Annotated in this window: 15 protein-coding genes; 8 read left to right on the top strand and 7 right to left on the bottom strand. The window is 63.7% G+C overall.

What is annotated here, in order from left to right; all coding sequences use genetic code 11:
- Nucleotides 1-48: 48 nt before the first annotated feature.
- Complete coding sequence (locus P3T18_RS27685) at nucleotides 49-978, bottom strand: CopD family protein (RefSeq protein WP_429303149.1); 930 nt, start codon at nucleotides 976-978, stop codon at nucleotides 49-51.
- Nucleotides 975-1,352, bottom strand: coding sequence for a copper homeostasis periplasmic binding protein CopC (gene copC, locus P3T18_RS27680; RefSeq protein WP_429303148.1), 378 nt, complete (start codon nucleotides 1,350-1,352; stop codon nucleotides 975-977). Before copC ends, P3T18_RS27685 begins: the two co-directional genes overlap by 4 nt.
- Before the next feature lie 363 nt (nucleotides 1,353-1,715).
- On the opposite strand from copC, the gene P3T18_RS27675 reads away from it, so the two are divergent.
- The 4 genes from P3T18_RS27675 to P3T18_RS27660 all read left to right on the top strand — a co-directional run bounded on the left by P3T18_RS27675 (nucleotide 1,716) and on the right by P3T18_RS27660 (nucleotide 6,321).
- Nucleotides 1,716-2,447 carry a c-type cytochrome gene (locus tag P3T18_RS27675; protein ID WP_429303147.1) on the top strand — a complete coding sequence of 244 codons (732 nt, stop codon included), beginning with the start codon at nucleotides 1,716-1,718 and terminating at the stop codon, nucleotides 2,445-2,447.
- A 21-nt stretch (nucleotides 2,448-2,468) separates the two neighbouring features.
- A complete protein-coding gene (locus P3T18_RS27670; RefSeq protein WP_429303146.1) occupies nucleotides 2,469-3,767 on the top strand; it encodes a c-type cytochrome in 1,299 nt (432 codons plus the stop codon).
- A gap of 117 nt (nucleotides 3,768-3,884) precedes the next feature.
- Nucleotides 3,885-4,505, top strand: coding sequence for a PAQR family membrane homeostasis protein TrhA (gene trhA, locus P3T18_RS27665; RefSeq protein ID WP_429303145.1), 621 nt, complete (start codon nucleotides 3,885-3,887; stop codon nucleotides 4,503-4,505).
- 232 nt (nucleotides 4,506-4,737) lie between these two features.
- Nucleotides 4,738-6,321 (top strand): DEAD/DEAH box helicase, encoded by a 1,584-nt coding sequence (locus P3T18_RS27660; RefSeq protein WP_429303144.1) that lies wholly within the window; start codon nucleotides 4,738-4,740, stop codon nucleotides 6,319-6,321.
- A 38-nt stretch (nucleotides 6,322-6,359) separates the two neighbouring features.
- Here P3T18_RS27660 and P3T18_RS27655 read toward each other — a convergent pair whose 3' ends face one another.
- The 4 genes from P3T18_RS27655 to P3T18_RS27640 all read right to left on the bottom strand — a co-directional run bounded on the left by P3T18_RS27655 (nucleotide 6,360) and on the right by P3T18_RS27640 (nucleotide 11,313).
- Nucleotides 6,360-6,899, bottom strand: a complete 540-nt coding sequence (locus P3T18_RS27655; RefSeq protein ID WP_429303143.1) for a hypothetical protein — start codon at nucleotides 6,897-6,899, stop codon at nucleotides 6,360-6,362.
- Nucleotides 6,900-7,016: 117 nt separating this feature from the next.
- On the bottom strand, nucleotides 7,017-7,844 hold the full coding sequence (locus tag P3T18_RS27650; RefSeq protein ID WP_429303142.1) for a ferritin-like domain-containing protein: 828 nt from the start codon (nucleotides 7,842-7,844) through the stop codon (nucleotides 7,017-7,019).
- A gap of 346 nt (nucleotides 7,845-8,190) precedes the next feature.
- Entirely contained in the window at nucleotides 8,191-9,549 is a 1,359-nt protein-coding gene (locus tag P3T18_RS27645; protein WP_429303141.1) for an MFS transporter, read from the bottom strand.
- A gap of 126 nt (nucleotides 9,550-9,675) precedes the next feature.
- Entirely contained in the window at nucleotides 9,676-11,313 is a 1,638-nt protein-coding gene (locus P3T18_RS27640; RefSeq protein ID WP_429303140.1) for a gamma-glutamyltransferase family protein, read from the bottom strand.
- A gap of 276 nt (nucleotides 11,314-11,589) precedes the next feature.
- On the opposite strand from P3T18_RS27640, the gene P3T18_RS27635 reads away from it, so the two are divergent.
- Together P3T18_RS27635 and P3T18_RS27630 are read left to right on the top strand one after the other, a co-directional pair.
- Nucleotides 11,590-12,369: a DeoR/GlpR family DNA-binding transcription regulator gene (locus P3T18_RS27635; protein WP_429303139.1), complete on the top strand. Its 780-nt coding sequence runs from the start codon at nucleotides 11,590-11,592 to the stop codon at nucleotides 12,367-12,369.
- Between the two features lie 330 nt (nucleotides 12,370-12,699).
- Complete coding sequence (locus tag P3T18_RS27630) at nucleotides 12,700-12,897, top strand: hypothetical protein (protein ID WP_429303138.1); 198 nt, start codon at nucleotides 12,700-12,702, stop codon at nucleotides 12,895-12,897.
- A gap of 131 nt (nucleotides 12,898-13,028) precedes the next feature.
- Here P3T18_RS27630 and P3T18_RS27625 read toward each other — a convergent pair whose 3' ends face one another.
- Nucleotides 13,029-13,415, bottom strand: a complete 387-nt coding sequence (locus tag P3T18_RS27625) for a hypothetical protein (RefSeq protein WP_429303137.1) — start codon at nucleotides 13,413-13,415, stop codon at nucleotides 13,029-13,031.
- A gap of 200 nt (nucleotides 13,416-13,615) precedes the next feature.
- Here P3T18_RS27625 and glpD point away from each other — a divergent pair, with 200 nt between their 5' ends.
- A complete protein-coding gene (gene glpD / locus P3T18_RS27620; protein WP_429303136.1) occupies nucleotides 13,616-15,151 on the top strand; it encodes a glycerol-3-phosphate dehydrogenase in 1,536 nt (511 codons plus the stop codon).
- A gap of 116 nt (nucleotides 15,152-15,267) precedes the next feature.
- Nucleotides 15,268-16,767 (top strand): glycerol kinase GlpK, encoded by a 1,500-nt coding sequence (glpK, locus tag P3T18_RS27615; protein WP_429303135.1) that lies wholly within the window; start codon nucleotides 15,268-15,270, stop codon nucleotides 16,765-16,767.
- Nucleotides 16,768-16,828: the final 61 nt, after the last annotated feature.

The raw sequence follows: 16,828 nt of genomic DNA, 5'->3' as shown, positions 1-16,828 counted from the left end.
CGTGTGTATTGCGCCGCACGCTCCTGCAGTGCGGCGCTTTTTTGTGGCTCAGCCCAACGCGGCGAAAGCCGGCACGCTATGCGACAGCGCGGCCGCCGCGACGAACACGCCGATCATCGCCAGCGCTTCCAGATACAGCACGTTGACGAAGGTATGCGCGTCCATCGTGGACGCCGTACGGCGCAAGCGCGGCAACGCCGACAGGCGGTTCAGTCCGCCCAGCACGAGCGCCAGCGCGACCAGCGCCAGCTTGAGCGTCAGCACGTGGCCCCAGGTACTCATTTCGATGGCCTCGAACGAGCCGCCCGAGCCGCGCACGGCATTGAAGATGCCCGACAGCAGCACCAGCCCGACCGCCACCACCGACACATTCGACACCTGAGTCGCGGTGCGGATCAGCATACCGCGCGCGGTGGACGTGCCGAGCGCCGGCAGCACCGACAGCCCGGCCGCCATGGCGAGACCACCCCAGACGCTCGTGACGAGCACGTGCAGGGTTTGCATGGCGATGGCCGCCGATGTCGGACCTGCATCGGCCGCGTGACCGAGCGACGCCTTGCCGGCCGCGACCGCGATGACCGCGAGCCACAGCAAGGCATTGCGCAGCATGCCGGTATGGCTCGCCATCGCCGTGCCGAGCAGCACCAGCGCGCCGGCGAACGCCACGCTCCAGCCGTAGCCGACATGGGTTTGCGCGAGGACGGTCGGCACCACGCCGATCGCCGCGGGCAAGGCCACGCCGCTCATCGAGGCCGCCTGATACAGCAGCCAGCCGAGGTCGGCGAGCACCAGCACCACGGTGGCCGTCAGCATCGACCGTTGCGCCCGCAACCACGCGGGCCGCGCCGGGGAAATCTTCGACTGGCCGTCTTTGGCGAGCCACGCGCCGAGCAGCGCCGAACCGACGGCAAACGCAAACGCGACGTTCATGAGCGCGGCCATGGCGACCTGCCCGATCCAGAGTCCGTCGATGCTCATTTGACGTCGAAGCTGAAGTTGCCCTGGGTGCGATGGCCGTCGGTGGCGACCGCCGTCCAATGCACCGCGTAATGCCCCGCGCTCAGCGGCGAGAGCGCGAGATGCATCACTTTTGCGTCGCTTTGGTCGACTTGCGACGCGTTTTGCGTAGCAGGTTTGCCGTTGGCATCGCTCAGATCGATCTTGCTGAAGGCCGGTTCCAGCGTTTCGGTGAAATGGATCGTCACTTCGGCGGGAGCGGCGACCGCAGCGTTCGCCGCCGGTTCGCTGGACACCAGATGGGCATGCGCGAACGCCGTGGAAGACAGGGCTAGCGCGGCCGCGCCGAACGCTGCAGCGCGCAGCGCGGAGGACCGGAAATTGAGTAGCGTCATGTAAGGCCGATGGCTGAAAAAAGGAAAACGGTGGACGCTGGAGCGGCTCGCATCCATGCCGGACGTCGCCGGCGCGCCCGGAAGTGTACGCTTCGATGGCGAGCGCGCCAGTCGGTTCAACCGGGTTTGTCGAGCGACGCACGGCAGCGGCGCTTAAGCCTTGATTCCACACACCAATTCACCATGCATCACTTCTTTGCAAGAACATTCCGCGGCAAACTGTCGCATAGGTGTCACGCATGGAACCATCCACCCTGTGTCAAATAGTCACCATCACCCCTTGATGATAGAATTCCGCGTCGTCGCAGCGCCGGCTGCCCTCCACATCGAGCCGCTCGAAGCTCGGTCAGGTCCCCGATATTGATGGAGTTACGCGTGTCTTCAAGACGCATTTTCCGCCCGTTGCTCGCTCTTCTGCTGATCGGCTCCGCGGGTGTCTATAGCGCTGCGAAAGCGCAGACTCAACCGAAGGCTCCTGACACGATGGAAGCGCGCGTGCAGGGCTGTACGGCCTGTCACGGCTCCAAGGGCCAAGGTACCGACAACGACTACTTCCCGCGCCTCGCGGGCAAGCCGGCCGACTACCTGTACAACCAGCTCCAGAATTTCCGCGAAGGGCGCCGCAAGTACCCGCCCATGAACTACCTCGTCACGTATCTCTCCGACGACTACCTTCATCAGATCGCCACTTATTTCTCCCAGCAACGCCCGCCCTATCCGCCGCCGGCCAAGCCGACGGTGTCGTCGAGCACGCTGGCGCGCGGTCAGCAGATCGTGCTGAACGGCGACGCATCCAAGCAGATTCCGGCTTGCGCGGCCTGTCACGGCAAGGGCCTGACGGGTATGGAACCGGCCATTCCGGGTCTGGTGGGTCTGCACTCCGACTACATCAGCGCGCAGCTCGGCGCCTGGCGTTCGGGTTCGCGTCACGCCATCGCGCCTGACTGCATGCACACCATCGCCACCCGTCTGACCGACGACGACGTCAATGCCGTCGCTTCGTGGCTTTCCACGCAACAGGCGCCGCAAAATCCTGTGCCGGCTCCGGCCCGCTCGATGAAGACTCCGCTTGCCTGCGGCAGCGAACCGCAATAAGGCACCGGGAGAGACACTCAAATGAAACGCAAGTCTTTGTTCGCCCTCTCGGCAGTCGTCGTCGTTGCGGCAGCCGCACTCGTTCCCGTCCTGTGGTCGGGCGGCGACAACCTGCACAACGGTTCGGCCATGGCGGCAACGCCCGCCGACCAGGCCGCGCTGATCAAGAAGGGCGAGTACCTCGCCCGCGCCGGCGACTGTATCGCCTGCCACACGGTGCGCGGCGGCAAGCAGTTCGCCGGCGGCCTGCCGATGGCCACGCCGTTCGGCACGATGTTCACGCCGAATATCACGCCGGACGACCAGTACGGTATCGGCAAGTGGACGCAGGACGACTTCTATCGCGCCATGCACACGGGCCGCTCGAAAGACGGCAGCCTGCTGTATCCGGGCTTCCCGTTCACGAGCTACACGAAGGTCACGCGCGCCGACTCGGACGCGATCTACGCGTATCTGCGCTCGGTCACGCCGGTCAATGTGGCGAGCCGTCCGCACGAACTCAAATTCCCGTTCAACCAGCGCAACATGCTGATCGGCTGGCGTACGCTGTTCTTCCGTGAAGGCGAGTACAAGGCCGATCCGACCAAGTCGGTGGAATGGAATCGCGGCGCCTACCTGATCGAAGGCCTCGGCCACTGCGGCATGTGCCACACGTCGATCAACGCCATGGGCGGTCCGGTTAGCTCGGCGGCATTCGCCGGCGGCCTGATCCCGCTGCAGAACTGGTATGCGCCTTCGCTCACGTCGAACAAGGAAGCCGGCCTCGGCGACTGGGAAACCAAAGACATCGCCGATCTGCTGAAGAACGGCGTGTCGAACCGCGGCGCGGTGTTCGGTCCGATGGCCGAGGTGGTCCACAACAGCCTGCAATACATGTCGGATGCCGACATCAATGCCATGGCCACGTACCTCAAGACTATCCCGCAAAAGAGCGAAGCGCCGGAATCGCTGCAACTGGAAACCTCCGAAAAGTTCGGCGGCGAACTGTTGAAGCAAGGTCAGAAGATCTACGCTGACAACTGTGCGAAGTGCCACGCGGAAAACGGTCTCGGTATGCCGCCGGCCTTCCCGCCGCTCGCGAACAACCAGTCGATCCAGATGCCGTCGGCGGTCAATCCGATCCGTATGGTGCTGAACGGCGGTTATCCGCCGAGCACGGATGGCAATCCGCATCCGTACGGCATGCCGCCGTTTGCTCAGGCGCTGTCGAACACGGAAGTGGCAGCGGTTGTCACGTACATCCGGATGTCGTGGGGCAACCACGGTACGGCTGTTTCGCCGCAGCAAGTGTCCGATCTGCGTTCCGCGCCGCTCGACTAAGCAGCGCAAGATGCACCAGGGCGCGGCCGCGACACAGCGCGGCCGCGCCCTTCGTTTTTTCAGGACCGGTATCATGTAGGGCTAAACCCTTATGAAACCGCGCAGGAGGAAAGAGCCGTGCATGTCGGTGAGCGTTTCAACAGCATTACCCACCTCGTCGGAGCCGTACTGTCGGTGGCGGGTCTTGCAACGCTCGTCACCATGGGCGCACTCGACGGCGACGCGTACAAAGTGGTCAGCTTCAGCGTGTACGGTGCGATGCTGATCGTGCTGTATGCTATCTCGACGCTTTACCACAGCGTGCGCAGCCCTCGCCTGAAGGCCGTTCTGCAGAAGTGCGACCATTCAGCCATCTATCTGCTGATCGCCGGCAGTTACACTCCGTTCACACTTGTTACGTTGCGCGGACCGTGGGGCTGGTCGCTTTTCGGCGTAAGCTGGGGGCTTGCTGTACTCGGCATCGTGCAGGAACTGACGCTGGGGCGGCGCACCCGCAGCGTTTCGATGGTGTTGTACGTATTGATGGGATGGCTCGCGCTCGTTGCCGTCCGCCCGCTGGTGCAAGCTTTACCAGCAGCGGGAACCGCCTGGCTCGTGGCCGGCGGGATCATCTACAGCGCCGGCATCTACTTCTTTATCAACGACGAGCGCATCCGGCACGGACATGGTATCTGGCACCTGTTCGTACTGGCGGGCAGTCTGTGTCAATTCGTCAGTGTTGCGCGCTATGTCGCGTGACATCCCACGGCGGCGAAATGCAACTTAAGGCCAGTCAACGTGTCTGCATAGCGCGTTGAAGCATTCGGCACGCATTCCCGCGTGCCGCCGATTTCTCTGCGACCGGAACCGGGCTTCGGCCTCGAACGCGCCATGCGGGCGTGTTCATGCCGTGCTTGTGCCTGTTTTAGCCCGCCCGGGCTGGATCAGTCCCCTGTGTGACGTTCGCGAAACTGCATTGCAAAGAGCATTTATGTCTTTTGATTCCCTCGGCTTGTCCGAACCGTTGGTCCGCGCTGTACACGAACTCGGCTACACCACTCCGACTCCGATCCAGACGCAAGCGATTCCCGCCGTACTCAACGGCGGCGACCTGCTGGCCGGCGCGCAGACCGGCACGGGCAAGACCGCCGGCTTCACGCTGCCGATCCTGCAGCGTCTGAACAGCATGCCGGCCGTCGCCACGGCGTCGGGCAAGCGCGCCGTCCGCGCGCTGATTCTCACGCCGACGCGCGAGCTGGCCGCACAGGTCGAAGAAAGCGTGCGCGCTTACGGCAAGTACCTGAAGCTGAAGTCGACCGTGATGTTCGGCGGCGTCGGCATCAATCCGCAGATCGGCGCATTGCGCAGCGGCGTGGACATCGTCGTCGCAACGCCGGGCCGTCTGCTCGACCACATGCAGCAGAAGACCATCGACCTGTCGCATCTCGAGATCCTCGTGCTCGACGAAGCCGACCGGATGCTCGACATGGGCTTCATCCACGACATCAAGCGCGTGCTGGCCAAGCTGCCGCCGAAGCGCCAGAACCTGCTGTTCTCGGCCACGTTCTCGGACGAGATCAAGACCCTCGCCGACAACCTGCTCGACTCGCCGGCGCTGATCGAAGTGGCACGCCGTAACACCACGGCGGAAACGGTTGCGCAAAAGATTCACCCGGTCGACCGCGACAAGAAGCGCGAACTGCTGACGCACCTGATCAAGCAGCACAACTGGTTTCAGGTGCTGGTGTTCACGCGCACCAAGCACGGCGCGAATCGTCTCGCCGAACAGTTGAGCAAGGACGGCATCAGCGCGCTGGCCATTCACGGCAACAAGAGCCAGTCGGCCCGCACCCGCGCGCTCGCCGAATTCAAGGACGGCACCTTGCAGGTGCTGGTCGCAACCGACATCGCCGCGCGCGGCATCGACATCGACCAGTTGCCGCATGTGGTCAACTACGACCTGCCGAACGTGCCGGAAGACTACGTTCACCGTATCGGCCGCACGGGTCGCGCCGGTGCGACGGGCGAGGCGATTTCGCTCGTCTGCGTCGACGAACTGCAGTTGCTGAAGGACATCGAGAAGCTGATCAAGCGTCCGGTGCCGCAGGAAGTGATCGCCGGTTTCGAGCCGGACCCGACCGCCAAGCCCGAGCCGATTCTGCGTCGCGGTCAGGGCGGCGGTGGTGGTGGCGGCCGTTCGCCGCGTCAAGGTCAAGGTCAGGGCCAGGGAAAGAGCCAGGGCGGCCCGAAGCGCGATGGTGCTTCCGCTGCGAAGCCGTCCCAGCCGCGCGCCGGTGGACAGCGTCCCTCGAACGGTCAGCCGAAGCCGCAAGGCGCGAAGCCGGCCGGCAATGGCAATGGCAATGGCGGTCAGGCACGCCGCGACGGTCAGCGTCACGATGACAAACCGCGCGCAGTCGCGCACGAAGGCAGCGGCGCGCAGCACGCACCGCGCAAACCGCAAGGCAACCGGCCGCAAGGCGGCAATCCCGGCGCGTTGCTGGGCGGCGCCAAGCCGCGTACCGACGCACCGCGCGGCGGTCAACCGACGCGCAGCGGCCAGCGCGGCCGCTAGCCACCACGCCGGCTAACCGCCGATCCCGGAGGTTAGCTTTAGCGATCGGCCGCAGCCGCGGCCCGCTTCAGGTGCTCGATCTGCCGTTCCCATCGATCGAGCACCGCCTTCCCCCCGTTTTCCCCGTCGCCCGCTCCCAGCTCGAATGTGATCCCGCTCGTCAAACGCGCGTAACGCACGCTTTGCAACTCCCCGGTATCGATCGAACAGATCAGATAGACGAGCCCACTGTCGTCGCCTGCGGAAGGCGGCAGCGGCTTCGCCTGCAACTGCACCTGATAGAACGTTTCATCGCAGACAAACGTCAGCGCGGCCCGTCCGCTGCGTTCGATCGCGCGCGCCGCCCTCGCCTGCGGCCACAGCGCAATACACAACGCGCGCGAATCGGGCGCATACAGCTCGCCGACGCCGAGCAAGGAAGTCCGCACATGCGCGTTCGCATCGACGCTCAGCAGCGATGCCGTAAAGCCCATCTTGTCCGCCAGCGATGAACCGTCGAACAACGCGCGCACGGCATCGGGCCATTCGTCGAACACGTTCTGATCGAGCAGACGCGTGGAAGTGTTGGAATCGTTCATGAGATCGGGTCGTTAGAGGCTGACGGGAAGCAGATAGTCGTAGACGTCCATCATGCCTTGAAATGCAAATGGCCCGCACGAGCGGGCCATTTACTTTGCACTTGCCGTGCTACCGCTTCAACGGAAAAACACGTGCTGCGTGATCTTCGCGAGCGGATAGTGAACGCCCGGCTGGATTCGGGCGGGCAGATCGAGCGGCTTGAGCAGCATCTTCACGCACATATCCGCAGACAGATTGCGCCGCACCAACGCATTGATGCGTGCCGCGCGCTCACGGTTATACGCCGAATCGTGCACACGTTCCGGATAGCGGATCGCAAACACATGGCGCAGTGCGATCTCCGAATCTTCGTTCTTGATCTCCATCACGCGACGCATCAACGCGCCGAGCACGGCAAGACGTCCGTTGCCTTCGATCTTGTTGTACTTCTTGAAGAACTTGAAAAAGTGCTTGTAGTGACGGACTTCGTCGGTGCGGATGTTGTCGGTGATCTCTTTGAGCACGGGTTCGTCCGAGCATTCGCCGATCGCGCGATACAGCGTGGCCGTGCCCGTTTCCACCACGCAGCGTGCCACCATTTCCAGCGCGCGCGTTTTCTCGAAGTCTTCGACCGAACAGGTCAGCGAGTACTCTTCCATGAAATTGCGGAACGCCGTGTCCCAGTCGAATTCAGGCCAGACGTACGCAATGTAGGTTTTCAGGGCGCGGCCGTGCTGCATCTCTTCCGGCTCCCACTCCTGGTTGAGCCAGGCCGAGACTTCCGGGTCGCCGTCGAAGAAGGTGCTCAGATTGCTCGTATAAAGATCGGTGCCGCTCTCGATGAACGAAGCCGCGCACAGCAGCAGCAGCAGGTCTTCGTTACAGACGGCCTTCTGCCGGTCTATGCGCGTGAGGTCGATATCCTCGATCCGCCAGGGCATCACATGGTTCAGCTCAGTGTGCATCGTGTCTATGCTCCGAAAGCTGTATCGACTCGTGGAGCGCACTCGAAACCGCCCGCTTCGCCGGGACGATTCACCGCGTCAGATACAGCGCCTTGAATTAGAGTTAACCCCGTGTACTTGCATCTTAGCGGGTGTTTTATAACTTTGCAGACAGCCTCAGCACAGACCATGCCGACAGGCCGCAGTTCCGGCCCCTCGCTAGTCGGATCATTCAGTCGGAAGAATTGGAAAGTTTGCGGACGAAAAAAAGCCAGCTCGTCGAGCTGGCTTTCGGTGTCCGGCATGGACCGGTTTCAGGTATGCCGAGGTTGGCGGCGTGGCGCTGCGGGGCCGCGCACGCGGTACGTCATGCGGGTTGCGCTCCGCCGATCTGCTGCACGCCGCGCCTGCGCCACGCCACGACGGCAAGCGAGAGCCCCGACAACACGGCAGCGATCAGCACGTAGTAGCTCGGCGCGAGTTTGTCGCCGGTTAGATGAATGAACGTCTCGACGATGGTCGGCGCAAAACCGCCGAAAATCGTCACGCCGATGCTGTAACCGATCGAAAGACCCGTCGAGCGCATCTGCGTCGGAAAGATCTCGGACATCAGCGCGGGCATCGGACCGGAGTACGCGGCCTTGAAAATTCCGGCCGTGCCTTGCAATAACAACAGCCAGCCGATGGTCGGATGCGTCTGCAACAAGGCGAACATCGGATAGATCAGCACGCCCATCAGGATCGACGTGGTTAGCATGATGCGAATCCGCCCGATGCGGTCCGACAGCGCACCCATCACCGGCGACAACAGAAACTGCAAGCCGCCGTTGAGCACCACCACACCGAACGAAGCCGCCGCCGGCATGTGCAACTGCTTGACGGCGTACATCGGCATGTAGAGCTGCAAGACGTAGACGCCCACCGTCGATTGCGCCACGATGCCCACCGCCAGCAGCAGATTGACCCACTGGTTGCCGAACGACGCAGCCGTGTCCTTCTCCACGCTCGGCGCCGCGGCCGCGCGCGCTTCGCGCAGCGCGAGAAACTCGGGCGTCTCGTCGAGGTGCGAGCGGATGTAATAGCCGACCGGTCCCACCAGCAAGCCGAACACGAACGGAATACGCCAGCCCCAGCTGTTGAGCTGCTCGGCCGGCACCCAGGCGGTCAGCAGCGAACCGAATGCCGCTGCCGTGATCGCCGCGAGGCCCTGACTGGCGAACTGCCAGCTCGCGTAATAGCCGCGGCGCGATGCACTGTGCTCGACCATGAAGGCCGTCGCACTGCCGAACTCGCCGCCCACGGCAAAGCCCTGCACCAGACGCGCAAGCAGAATCAGCACGGGCGCCGCCAGACCGATCGACGCATACGGCGGCATCACGGCCATCGTGAACGTGCCCACCATCATCAGCGCGATGGCGAGCGTGAGCGCCGCCTTGCGGCCTTTGCGGTCGCCGTAGATGCCGAGCACGACAGCGCCGAGCGGACGCATGAGGAACGAGATGCCGAAGGTGGCGATGGCGAGCAGCGTGGAAAGCCACTCGTCCTGCATCGGGAAAAACTGTTTCGCGATGATCGTCGCGAAGTAACCGTAGACGAGAAAGTCGAACCACTCGAGCGCGTTACCGACCGACGACGAAAACACGATCCGCCGCACCATCGCTTTGGAAAGCGGCGCGGTGGTGGAATGAGGGGATGCTGTCGCGGATTGCGACGTCCGGGTGTTCATGAAGTCTCCTGCCCTGCCTGAATGCCGCCGCTGTTTGCCATGCCTCGTGCATGGCAAACAGCGGCGGTGAGGCGCGTACGCCGCCCGAGCGGCGTCGCGCGTTTCGTTTGAATAGAATCGTGACGCCTAGAAGCCGGCGGCCAGGCCGTCGCGGCGGCTGTCGCTGGCGGCCACGTAGCCGCGCTCCGGATCGTTGCGGTCGAGCTTCCAGATGTACTGGCCGGAGCCGAAGTCCATGTACGGATCGTCGACGGACTTGATCGTGTGACCGAGCTTCTGCAACGCTTCGGCGGTCTTCGGATCGAGCGTCGATTCGATGTCGATGGTGAAGTCGCGATTGACCTTCCAGCGCGGCGCGTCGCAGGCGGCCTGCGGCTGCTGACCGTAATCGAGCATGCGCACGATGGACTGCAGATGGCCTTGCGGCTGCATGTCGCCGCCCATCACGCCAAAGCTCATCACCGCTTCCTGCTGGCCGTTCACCTGCTGCGTGAGGAACGACGGGATGATCGTATGGAACGGCCGTTTGCCGCCTTCCACCACGTTCGGCGACTTCGGGTCCATCGAGAAACCGCAGCCACGGTTCTGCATGGCGATACCGCTGTCCGGCACCACGATGCCCGAGCCGAAGCCCATGTAGTTCGACTGGATGAAGCTCACCATCATGCCGCGCTCGTCCGCTACCGACATATAGATCGTGCCGCCGGCCTTCGGCATGCCGAAGTCGAACTGCGTAGCGCGCTTGTGATCGATGAGTTTGGCGCGCGACGTGAGGTACGCGTCGTCGAGCATCTGCTCGGGCGTGACGTCCATCGAGCGCGGGTCGGCCACGTAGCGATAGACGTCGGCGAAGGCCAGCTTCATCGCCTCGATCTGCAAATGCTGCGACTCCACGTTGTCGACCGTCAGTTCCTTCACGTCGAACTTTTCGAGGATGCCGAGCGCGATCAGCGCCGCGATGCCTTGTCCGTTCGGCGGAATTTCGTGCACCGTATGACCGCGATATTCCTTGCCGATCGGCTCGACCCAGTCCGCGCGGTAGTTGCGCAGGTCGTCGAGAGTCAGCGCGCCGCCGCCTTCACGCGAGAACGCCGCAATCTGCTCGGCGATTTCGCCTTCGTAGTACGCACGCGGACCTTGTTCGGCGAGCTTGCGCAAAGTCTTGGCGTGACCGGGGAAACGCACCAGTTCGCTGACTTCCGGCGCGCGGCCGCGCGGCATGAAGGTTTGCGCGAAGCCCGGCAGGTCCTTGAGTTCGGGCACGGCCGCCGCCCATTTATAGGCGACGATGCTCGCCACCGCATGACCGCGCTCGGCGATTTCGATGGCGGGTTCCATCAGATCGGCGAACGGCAACGAACCGAACTTCTGGTGCAAGGCTTCCCAGCCCGCGATCACGCCGGGCACGGTGACGGCGTCCCAGCCGCGCTTGGGCTGTTTGGCCAGACCATTTTCCTCGCCGTACTTGCGCTTGAAGTAGTCGACGTTCCACGCAGCCGGCGAGACGCCCGACGCGTTCAGGCCGTGCAACTTCTTGCCGTCCCACACCAGCGCGAAGGCGTCGCCGCCCAGTCCGCACGAAACCGGTTCGACCACGGTGATGGCGGCGGCAGCGGCGATCGCCGCGTCGACGGCATTGCCGCCCTTCCACAGCATGCGCAGGCCGGCTTGCGCGGCGAGCGGGTGCGAAGTCGAAACGATGTTGCGCGCGAACACAGGCAGCCGCGGCGTGGGATAGGGGTTTTGCCAGTTGAAACCAGTCATGTCGAACACTCTCGAAAGCGCGGCCCGGCGCCGATGCAACGCCGTGAGCCATGAGGTAACGGTGAAACGGAGAACCCAGGATTGCAGCGCGATCCGGCACAAAAAACAAATTCATTTATCAAATGAATAAATGCGCCGGTCATCTGAATGAGTCGGCACTCATCCAATGCAAGTCGCATGTGCTGGCGGATTAGCCGGGCGATGGTCTTACAATAGCTCACTCCCGCTCATTGGCGCCCAAGCCGGCGCCGACAAAAACACACGACCCCGAGACTCATGACCCGAGACCCCCGCCTGACTCTCAACGCCCGGCAACAGGAATTGCTGGAATGGGTGCAACGCGACGGCTTCGTGACCGTGGACGATCTGGCCGCTCACTTCGACGTGACGCCGCAGACGATCCGCCGCGACGTCAACTGGCTCGCCGACATGAACCTGCTGCGCCGCTACCATGGCGGCGCGAGTCTGCCCACCAGCTCCGAAAACGTCTCGTACACCGCGCGTCAGCGTATGTTCCATGACGAGAAGCGGCGCATCGCGGCGCTAGTGGCCACTCACATTCCCGATCAGGCGTCGCTCTTCATCAATCTCGGCACCACTACGGAAGAAGTGGCGCGCGCGCTCAACCGGCATCGCGGTCTACGCGTGATCACCAACAATCTGAATGTCGCAAGCATGATGAGCGGCTATCCGGATTGCGAGGTGCTGGTGACGGGCGGCATCGTGCGTCCGTGGGACAAGGGGATCGTCGGCGAACTGGCGATCGATTTCATTCGCCAGTTCAAGGTGGACTTCGCGATCATCGGCACCTCGGCCATCGAAACCGACGGCACGCTGCGCGATTTCGACACGCGCGAGGTACGCGTGGCCGAGGCGATCATCGAGCACGCTCGCACGGTGTTTCTCGCCGCCGACAACTCCAAGTTCGGCCGCCCGGCGCTGGTTCGCCAGGGTCATCTCGACCAGATCGACGCACTGTTCACCGACGCCGCGCCACCCGCCGACATGATCGACACGCTCGCCGCCGCCAACTGCCAGGTGTACGTCGCGGAATAACGAAAAGCGGACGGCGACACGGCTCGCCGTCGCTCCCGCTTCATGCTGCAGCGCACGCAAATCTTCAAGTGAATTCGCGGATTTGTCCGCCGCTTCCAACCGCTTCTCCGCCACCGGCTTGTCAAAGGGAAAATTTGCGGGGGCGGCTTTGGTGTTTTGCGTGCGGTTGACTACACTCCAGTTCCCCGGCGTCCGTTCCGCGTTACGCGTAGCGCCGGTGTTGTGAATCTGTCGTGATAGCCGCACCTCCCGCCTGATCCTCTAGCGGACTCACTGGCCTCTGCCAGTCGCCGTCAAGGCCGTCCGCGTTTGCTTGACATGGAGAGAACGATGCTGAGTCCGCATGAATTCGCCACGTTGTTGCTCGTGAAGGACGCTCCCAATCAAGTCGACATGGAGCGAGAAGAACTCGACGCCTTGCTGGAACGCCAGCTCGTGCAACTCGAACGGCTCGCGTCGGGCAACGAACAATGGAGCGTGACGGAATCAGGCGACAGCGCACTTCGGGCCATCAAACGCTTTTCCTGATCAGCCGTTTCGAATTCACTTCAGCCGGGACTACGCCGGGCCTTGCGCCCGCAGTCCGGCCGCATCCATCCAGTCGATCGTGAGCGCGCCGCGCCGCCGCAGCGGACGCGCGCTCATCGCTTCCCAAGCCGTCAACCGTTGCGCAAGGTCGGATCGACCGCTGCGCGCCAGCTGATGGCGCGCGCGCGTTGTTCGGTGAGGAACTGCACCCACTGATTGCGGCTCTGCACGTCGCCGCTCGTGCCGGCGCTCGTGTAGCGCTGCGCGAGACCGGTCTGGAACGCACAGAAATCGTCCTTCGACAAACGACCCCGGCGGTTCGCCACGTACGCGTCGAACAACGCGGCGTAGACGCCCTGCGCGTCGTTGCCGTAATCCACCGTTTGCGCACTGCACATCTGCTGCAGCGAGACGAACGACGGCGCACCCGCCGTGCCGCTCAGGCTCGGCGAGCTGACGCATCCTGAAAGCACCGCTGCGAGAGACGCCGCGGCGCCGATCACCCTAAGTCCACGCATGAATCACCTCGTTATGGCTGGTGCCGAGAGTATCGTCCGTGGCCGCGCGTTGCGCTACCACCCTGGCCAACTGTTAGAGGTCCGTCCCGAGGATGCGAACTTTACTTTTTCGAATATGTTCATTAAAGTTCGAAAACGAACACTATCGGTTCGATAGGTTTTCAATCGGTATAAAGAACAGCACGTAAGGGACACAGCAGGTGACGCAAGGCTCCAGATACGATTTGCTCGTCGTGGGCGGCGGGATCAACGGTGCAGGCATTGCGCGCGACGCCGCGGGCCGCGGCCTGTCCGTGCTGCTGTGCGAACAGGACGACCTGGCCGCGCACACCTCGTCGGCCAGCACCAAGCTGATTCACGGCGGGCTGCGCTACCTCGAGTACCGCGAATTCGGCCTCGTGCGCAAAGCCCTGCAGGAACGCGAAACGCTGCTGCGCGCCGCGCCGCACATCATGTGGCCGCTGCGCTTCGTGATGCCGCATATGCCCGATCTGCGGCCCGCGTGGCTGATCCGCGCCGGCCTGTTCCTTTACGACCATCTGGCGAAACGCGAATTGCTGCCCGGTTCGCGCGGCATCGTCATGCGCGACCATCCGGCCGGCGCGCCGCTGGTCGATTCGATCAAGCGCGGCTTCGTCTATTCCGACGGCTGGGTGAACGACGCCCGTCTGGTCGTGCTGAACGCGCTCGACGCGCAGGAACGCGGCGCGAAGATTCTCACGCGCACGAAGCTGGTGAGCGCGGTGCGCGCCGGCGGCGAATGGCGCGCGCAACTCAGGCGCGACGACGGCACGATTCTCGACGTGCGCGCCGCTTCGATTGCGAACGCGGCCGGTCCGTGGGTCGGCGAACTGCTGCGCGGTGCGCTCGGTCGCGCGTCGACGCACAGCGTGCGGCTCGTGAAAGGCAGCCATATCGTGACGCGCCGGCTGTTCGAACACGACCACGCCTACATCTTCCAGAACCCGGACAAGCGGATCATCTTCGCGATTCCGTACGAGCACGATTACACGCTGATCGGCACGACCGACATCGAATATCGCGGCGACCCGTCGCAAGTCGCGATCACCGCGGACGAAACGCAGTATCTGTGCGACTCGATCAACCGCTACTTCAAACAGAAAATTTCGCCGCAGGACGTGCGCTGGACCTACTCGGGCGTGCGTCCGCTGCTCGAAGAAGAAGGCGCGGACAATCCGTCGGCGGTCACGCGCGATTACTCGCTCGAACTCGACGCGCCGTCCGGCGAAGCGCCGCTGCTGTCCGTGTTCGGCGGCAAGATCACCACCTTCCGCAAACTCGCGGAAGAAGCCGTCGACCGGCTCGTCGGCGCCCTGCATTCCGACGCACCGACATGGACGGCATCGGCCTCGGCCGCGTTGCCCGGCGGCGATATCCCGCAAGCGAACTTCGCGCGCTTTCTCACCGGCATCGAACAGACGTACCCATGGTTGCCGGCCGATCTCGCGCATCGCCTCGCTCGCGCCTACGGCACGCGCATCGGCAACGTGATCGGCCACGCGCGCTCGCTGGCCGAGCTCGGCCGCGCCTTCGCGCCCGGCCTTTACGAAGCAGAACTCGTCTATCTGCGCGACGTCGAATGGGCACGCAGCGCGCAGGACGTATTGTGGCGGCGCTCGAAACTCGGGCTGCATGTCGAGCCGGGCACGCTCGATCAGGTCACGCACGACATCGACGCGTGGTTCGCCCACGAGCCGGCGCGGCAGAGCGCGTAGCCGGTTTTCGCGGCCACGCGGCCGGGTCGTCCGATCTATCCGGCCGCGCAAAATAACAAGCCGCTTCCCTCGCCGGCCGCAGTCCGGCGATTCATAAAACGCATGGAGAAGAGACAATGCAGGATCAGTACATCCTCGCGCTTGACCAAGGCACCACCAGTTCCCGCGCGATGCTGTTCGACCGCCTCGGCAACATCGTGTCGACCGCGCAGAAGGAATTCCAGCAGATCTACCCGCGTCCGGGCTGGGTCGAGCACGACCCGCAGGAAATCTGGTCGACGCAGGCCGGCGTCGCCGCCGAGGCCGTGACGCGCGCCGGCATGAACGGCACGTCGATCGCCGCCATCGGCATTACCAACCAGCGCGAAACCACCGTGGTGTGGGACCGTGAAACCGGGCATCCCATCTACAACGCGATCGTCTGGCAGGATCGTCGTACCGCGGACTTCTGCGACCAGCTCAAGGAGCAGGGTCTCGAAGAAAAAGTGCGTGGGAAAACCGGCCTGCCGATCGACTCGTATTTCTCGGCCACGAAAATCCGCTGGATTCTCGACAACGTCGACGGCGCACGCGAAAAAGCGAAGCAGGGACGTCTGGCGTTCGGCACCGTGGATAGCTGGCTGGTGTGGAATTTCACCAAGGGCGGCCTGCACGTCACGGACGTGACGAACGCGTCGCGCACCATGCTGTTCAACATCCACACGCTCAAGTGGGACGACGAACTGCTGGAAGCGCTCGACATTCCGCGCAACATGCTGCCGGAAGTGCGCGCTTCGTCGGAAGTGTATGGCCCGACCAAGACCACGGTGTTCGCCTCGAAAATTCCGCTCGCGGGCATCGCCGGCGATCAGCACGCCGCGCTCTTCGGGCAGATGTGCACCGAGTCGGGCATGGTGAAAAACACCTACGGCACGGGCTGCTTCCTCGTGATGAATACCGGCAGCAAGCCGATCGAATCGAAGAACAACCTCGTCACCACGATCGCCTGGCAGATCGGCGACCAGATCAACTATGCGCTCGAAGGCAGCATTTTCATCGGCGGCGCTGTGGTGCAATGGCTGCGCGACGGACTCGGCATCATCAAGAACGCGGCCGAGATCGAAACGCTCGCACGCAGCGTCTCGCATAGCGACGGCGTGTATCTGGTGCCGGCGTTCGCGGGACTCGGCGCGCCGCACTGGAATGCCCGCGCGCGTGGCACGCTGTTCGGCGTGACACGCGGCACGAGTTCGGCGCACATTGCGCGCGCCGCGCTCGATTCGATCGCCTACCAGTCGCTCGACGTGCTGAAGGCGATGGAAGCCGACTCCGGCATTCGCATCGGCGAATTGCGCGTGGACGGCGGCGCCTGTGCGAACAATCTGCTCATGCAATTTCAGGCCGACATTCTCGGCGTCGACGCGGTGCGCCCGAAGGTGTCGGAAACCACCGCACTCGGCGCAGCGTATCTGGCGGGTCTCGCAGTCGGCTACTGGAAAGACGTCGACGAACTGCAAAGCCAGTGGAAGCTCGACCGCCGCTTCACGCCTGCGCTGCCGCACGCCGACGTCAAGGAATGCCTCGACGGCTGGAAGCGCGCCATTCGCGCCGCCAAGGCCTGGGCCGATACGCCCTGACCGGTTCTGATTCGCTGATCCCCTTTTTGCCGCGCATGCATTGCGCGGCACGACTCGACAA

The organism is Paraburkholderia sp. GAS199 (assembly GCF_050436585.1).
Taxonomy (GTDB): Bacteria; Pseudomonadota; Gammaproteobacteria; order Burkholderiales; family Burkholderiaceae; genus Paraburkholderia.
This window is presented reverse-complemented; position numbering and strand designations above follow the sequence as displayed.

Bases quoted from the DNA above. Each gene is read 5' to 3' on its own strand.
- P3T18_RS27625 (WP_429303137.1), bottom strand. From the start codon at position 13,415: ATGCGTGGACTTAGGGTGATCGGCGCCGCGGCGTCTCTCGCAGCGGTG.
- P3T18_RS27685 (WP_429303149.1), bottom strand. From the start codon at position 978: ATGAGCATCGACGGACTCTGGATCGGGCAGGTCGCCATGGCCGCGCTC.
- P3T18_RS27675 (WP_429303147.1), top strand. From the start codon at position 1,716: ATGGAGTTACGCGTGTCTTCAAGACGCATTTTCCGCCCGTTGCTCGCT.
- P3T18_RS27640 (WP_429303140.1), bottom strand. From the start codon at position 11,313: ATGACTGGTTTCAACTGGCAAAACCCCTATCCCACGCCGCGGCTGCCT.
- P3T18_RS27670 (WP_429303146.1), top strand. From the start codon at position 2,469: ATGAAACGCAAGTCTTTGTTCGCCCTCTCGGCAGTCGTCGTCGTTGCG.
- P3T18_RS27630 (WP_429303138.1), top strand. From the start codon at position 12,700: ATGCTGAGTCCGCATGAATTCGCCACGTTGTTGCTCGTGAAGGACGCT.
- P3T18_RS27660 (WP_429303144.1), top strand. From the start codon at position 4,738: ATGTCTTTTGATTCCCTCGGCTTGTCCGAACCGTTGGTCCGCGCTGTA.
- P3T18_RS27655 (WP_429303143.1), bottom strand. From the start codon at position 6,899: ATGAACGATTCCAACACTTCCACGCGTCTGCTCGATCAGAACGTGTTC.
- P3T18_RS27650 (WP_429303142.1), bottom strand. From the start codon at position 7,844: ATGCACACTGAGCTGAACCATGTGATGCCCTGGCGGATCGAGGATATC.
- glpK (WP_429303135.1), top strand. From the start codon at position 15,268: ATGCAGGATCAGTACATCCTCGCGCTTGACCAAGGCACCACCAGTTCC.
- P3T18_RS27635 (WP_429303139.1), top strand. From the start codon at position 11,590: ATGACCCGAGACCCCCGCCTGACTCTCAACGCCCGGCAACAGGAATTG.
- P3T18_RS27645 (WP_429303141.1), bottom strand. From the start codon at position 9,549: ATGAACACCCGGACGTCGCAATCCGCGACAGCATCCCCTCATTCCACC.
- copC (WP_429303148.1), bottom strand. From the start codon at position 1,352: ATGACGCTACTCAATTTCCGGTCCTCCGCGCTGCGCGCTGCAGCGTTC.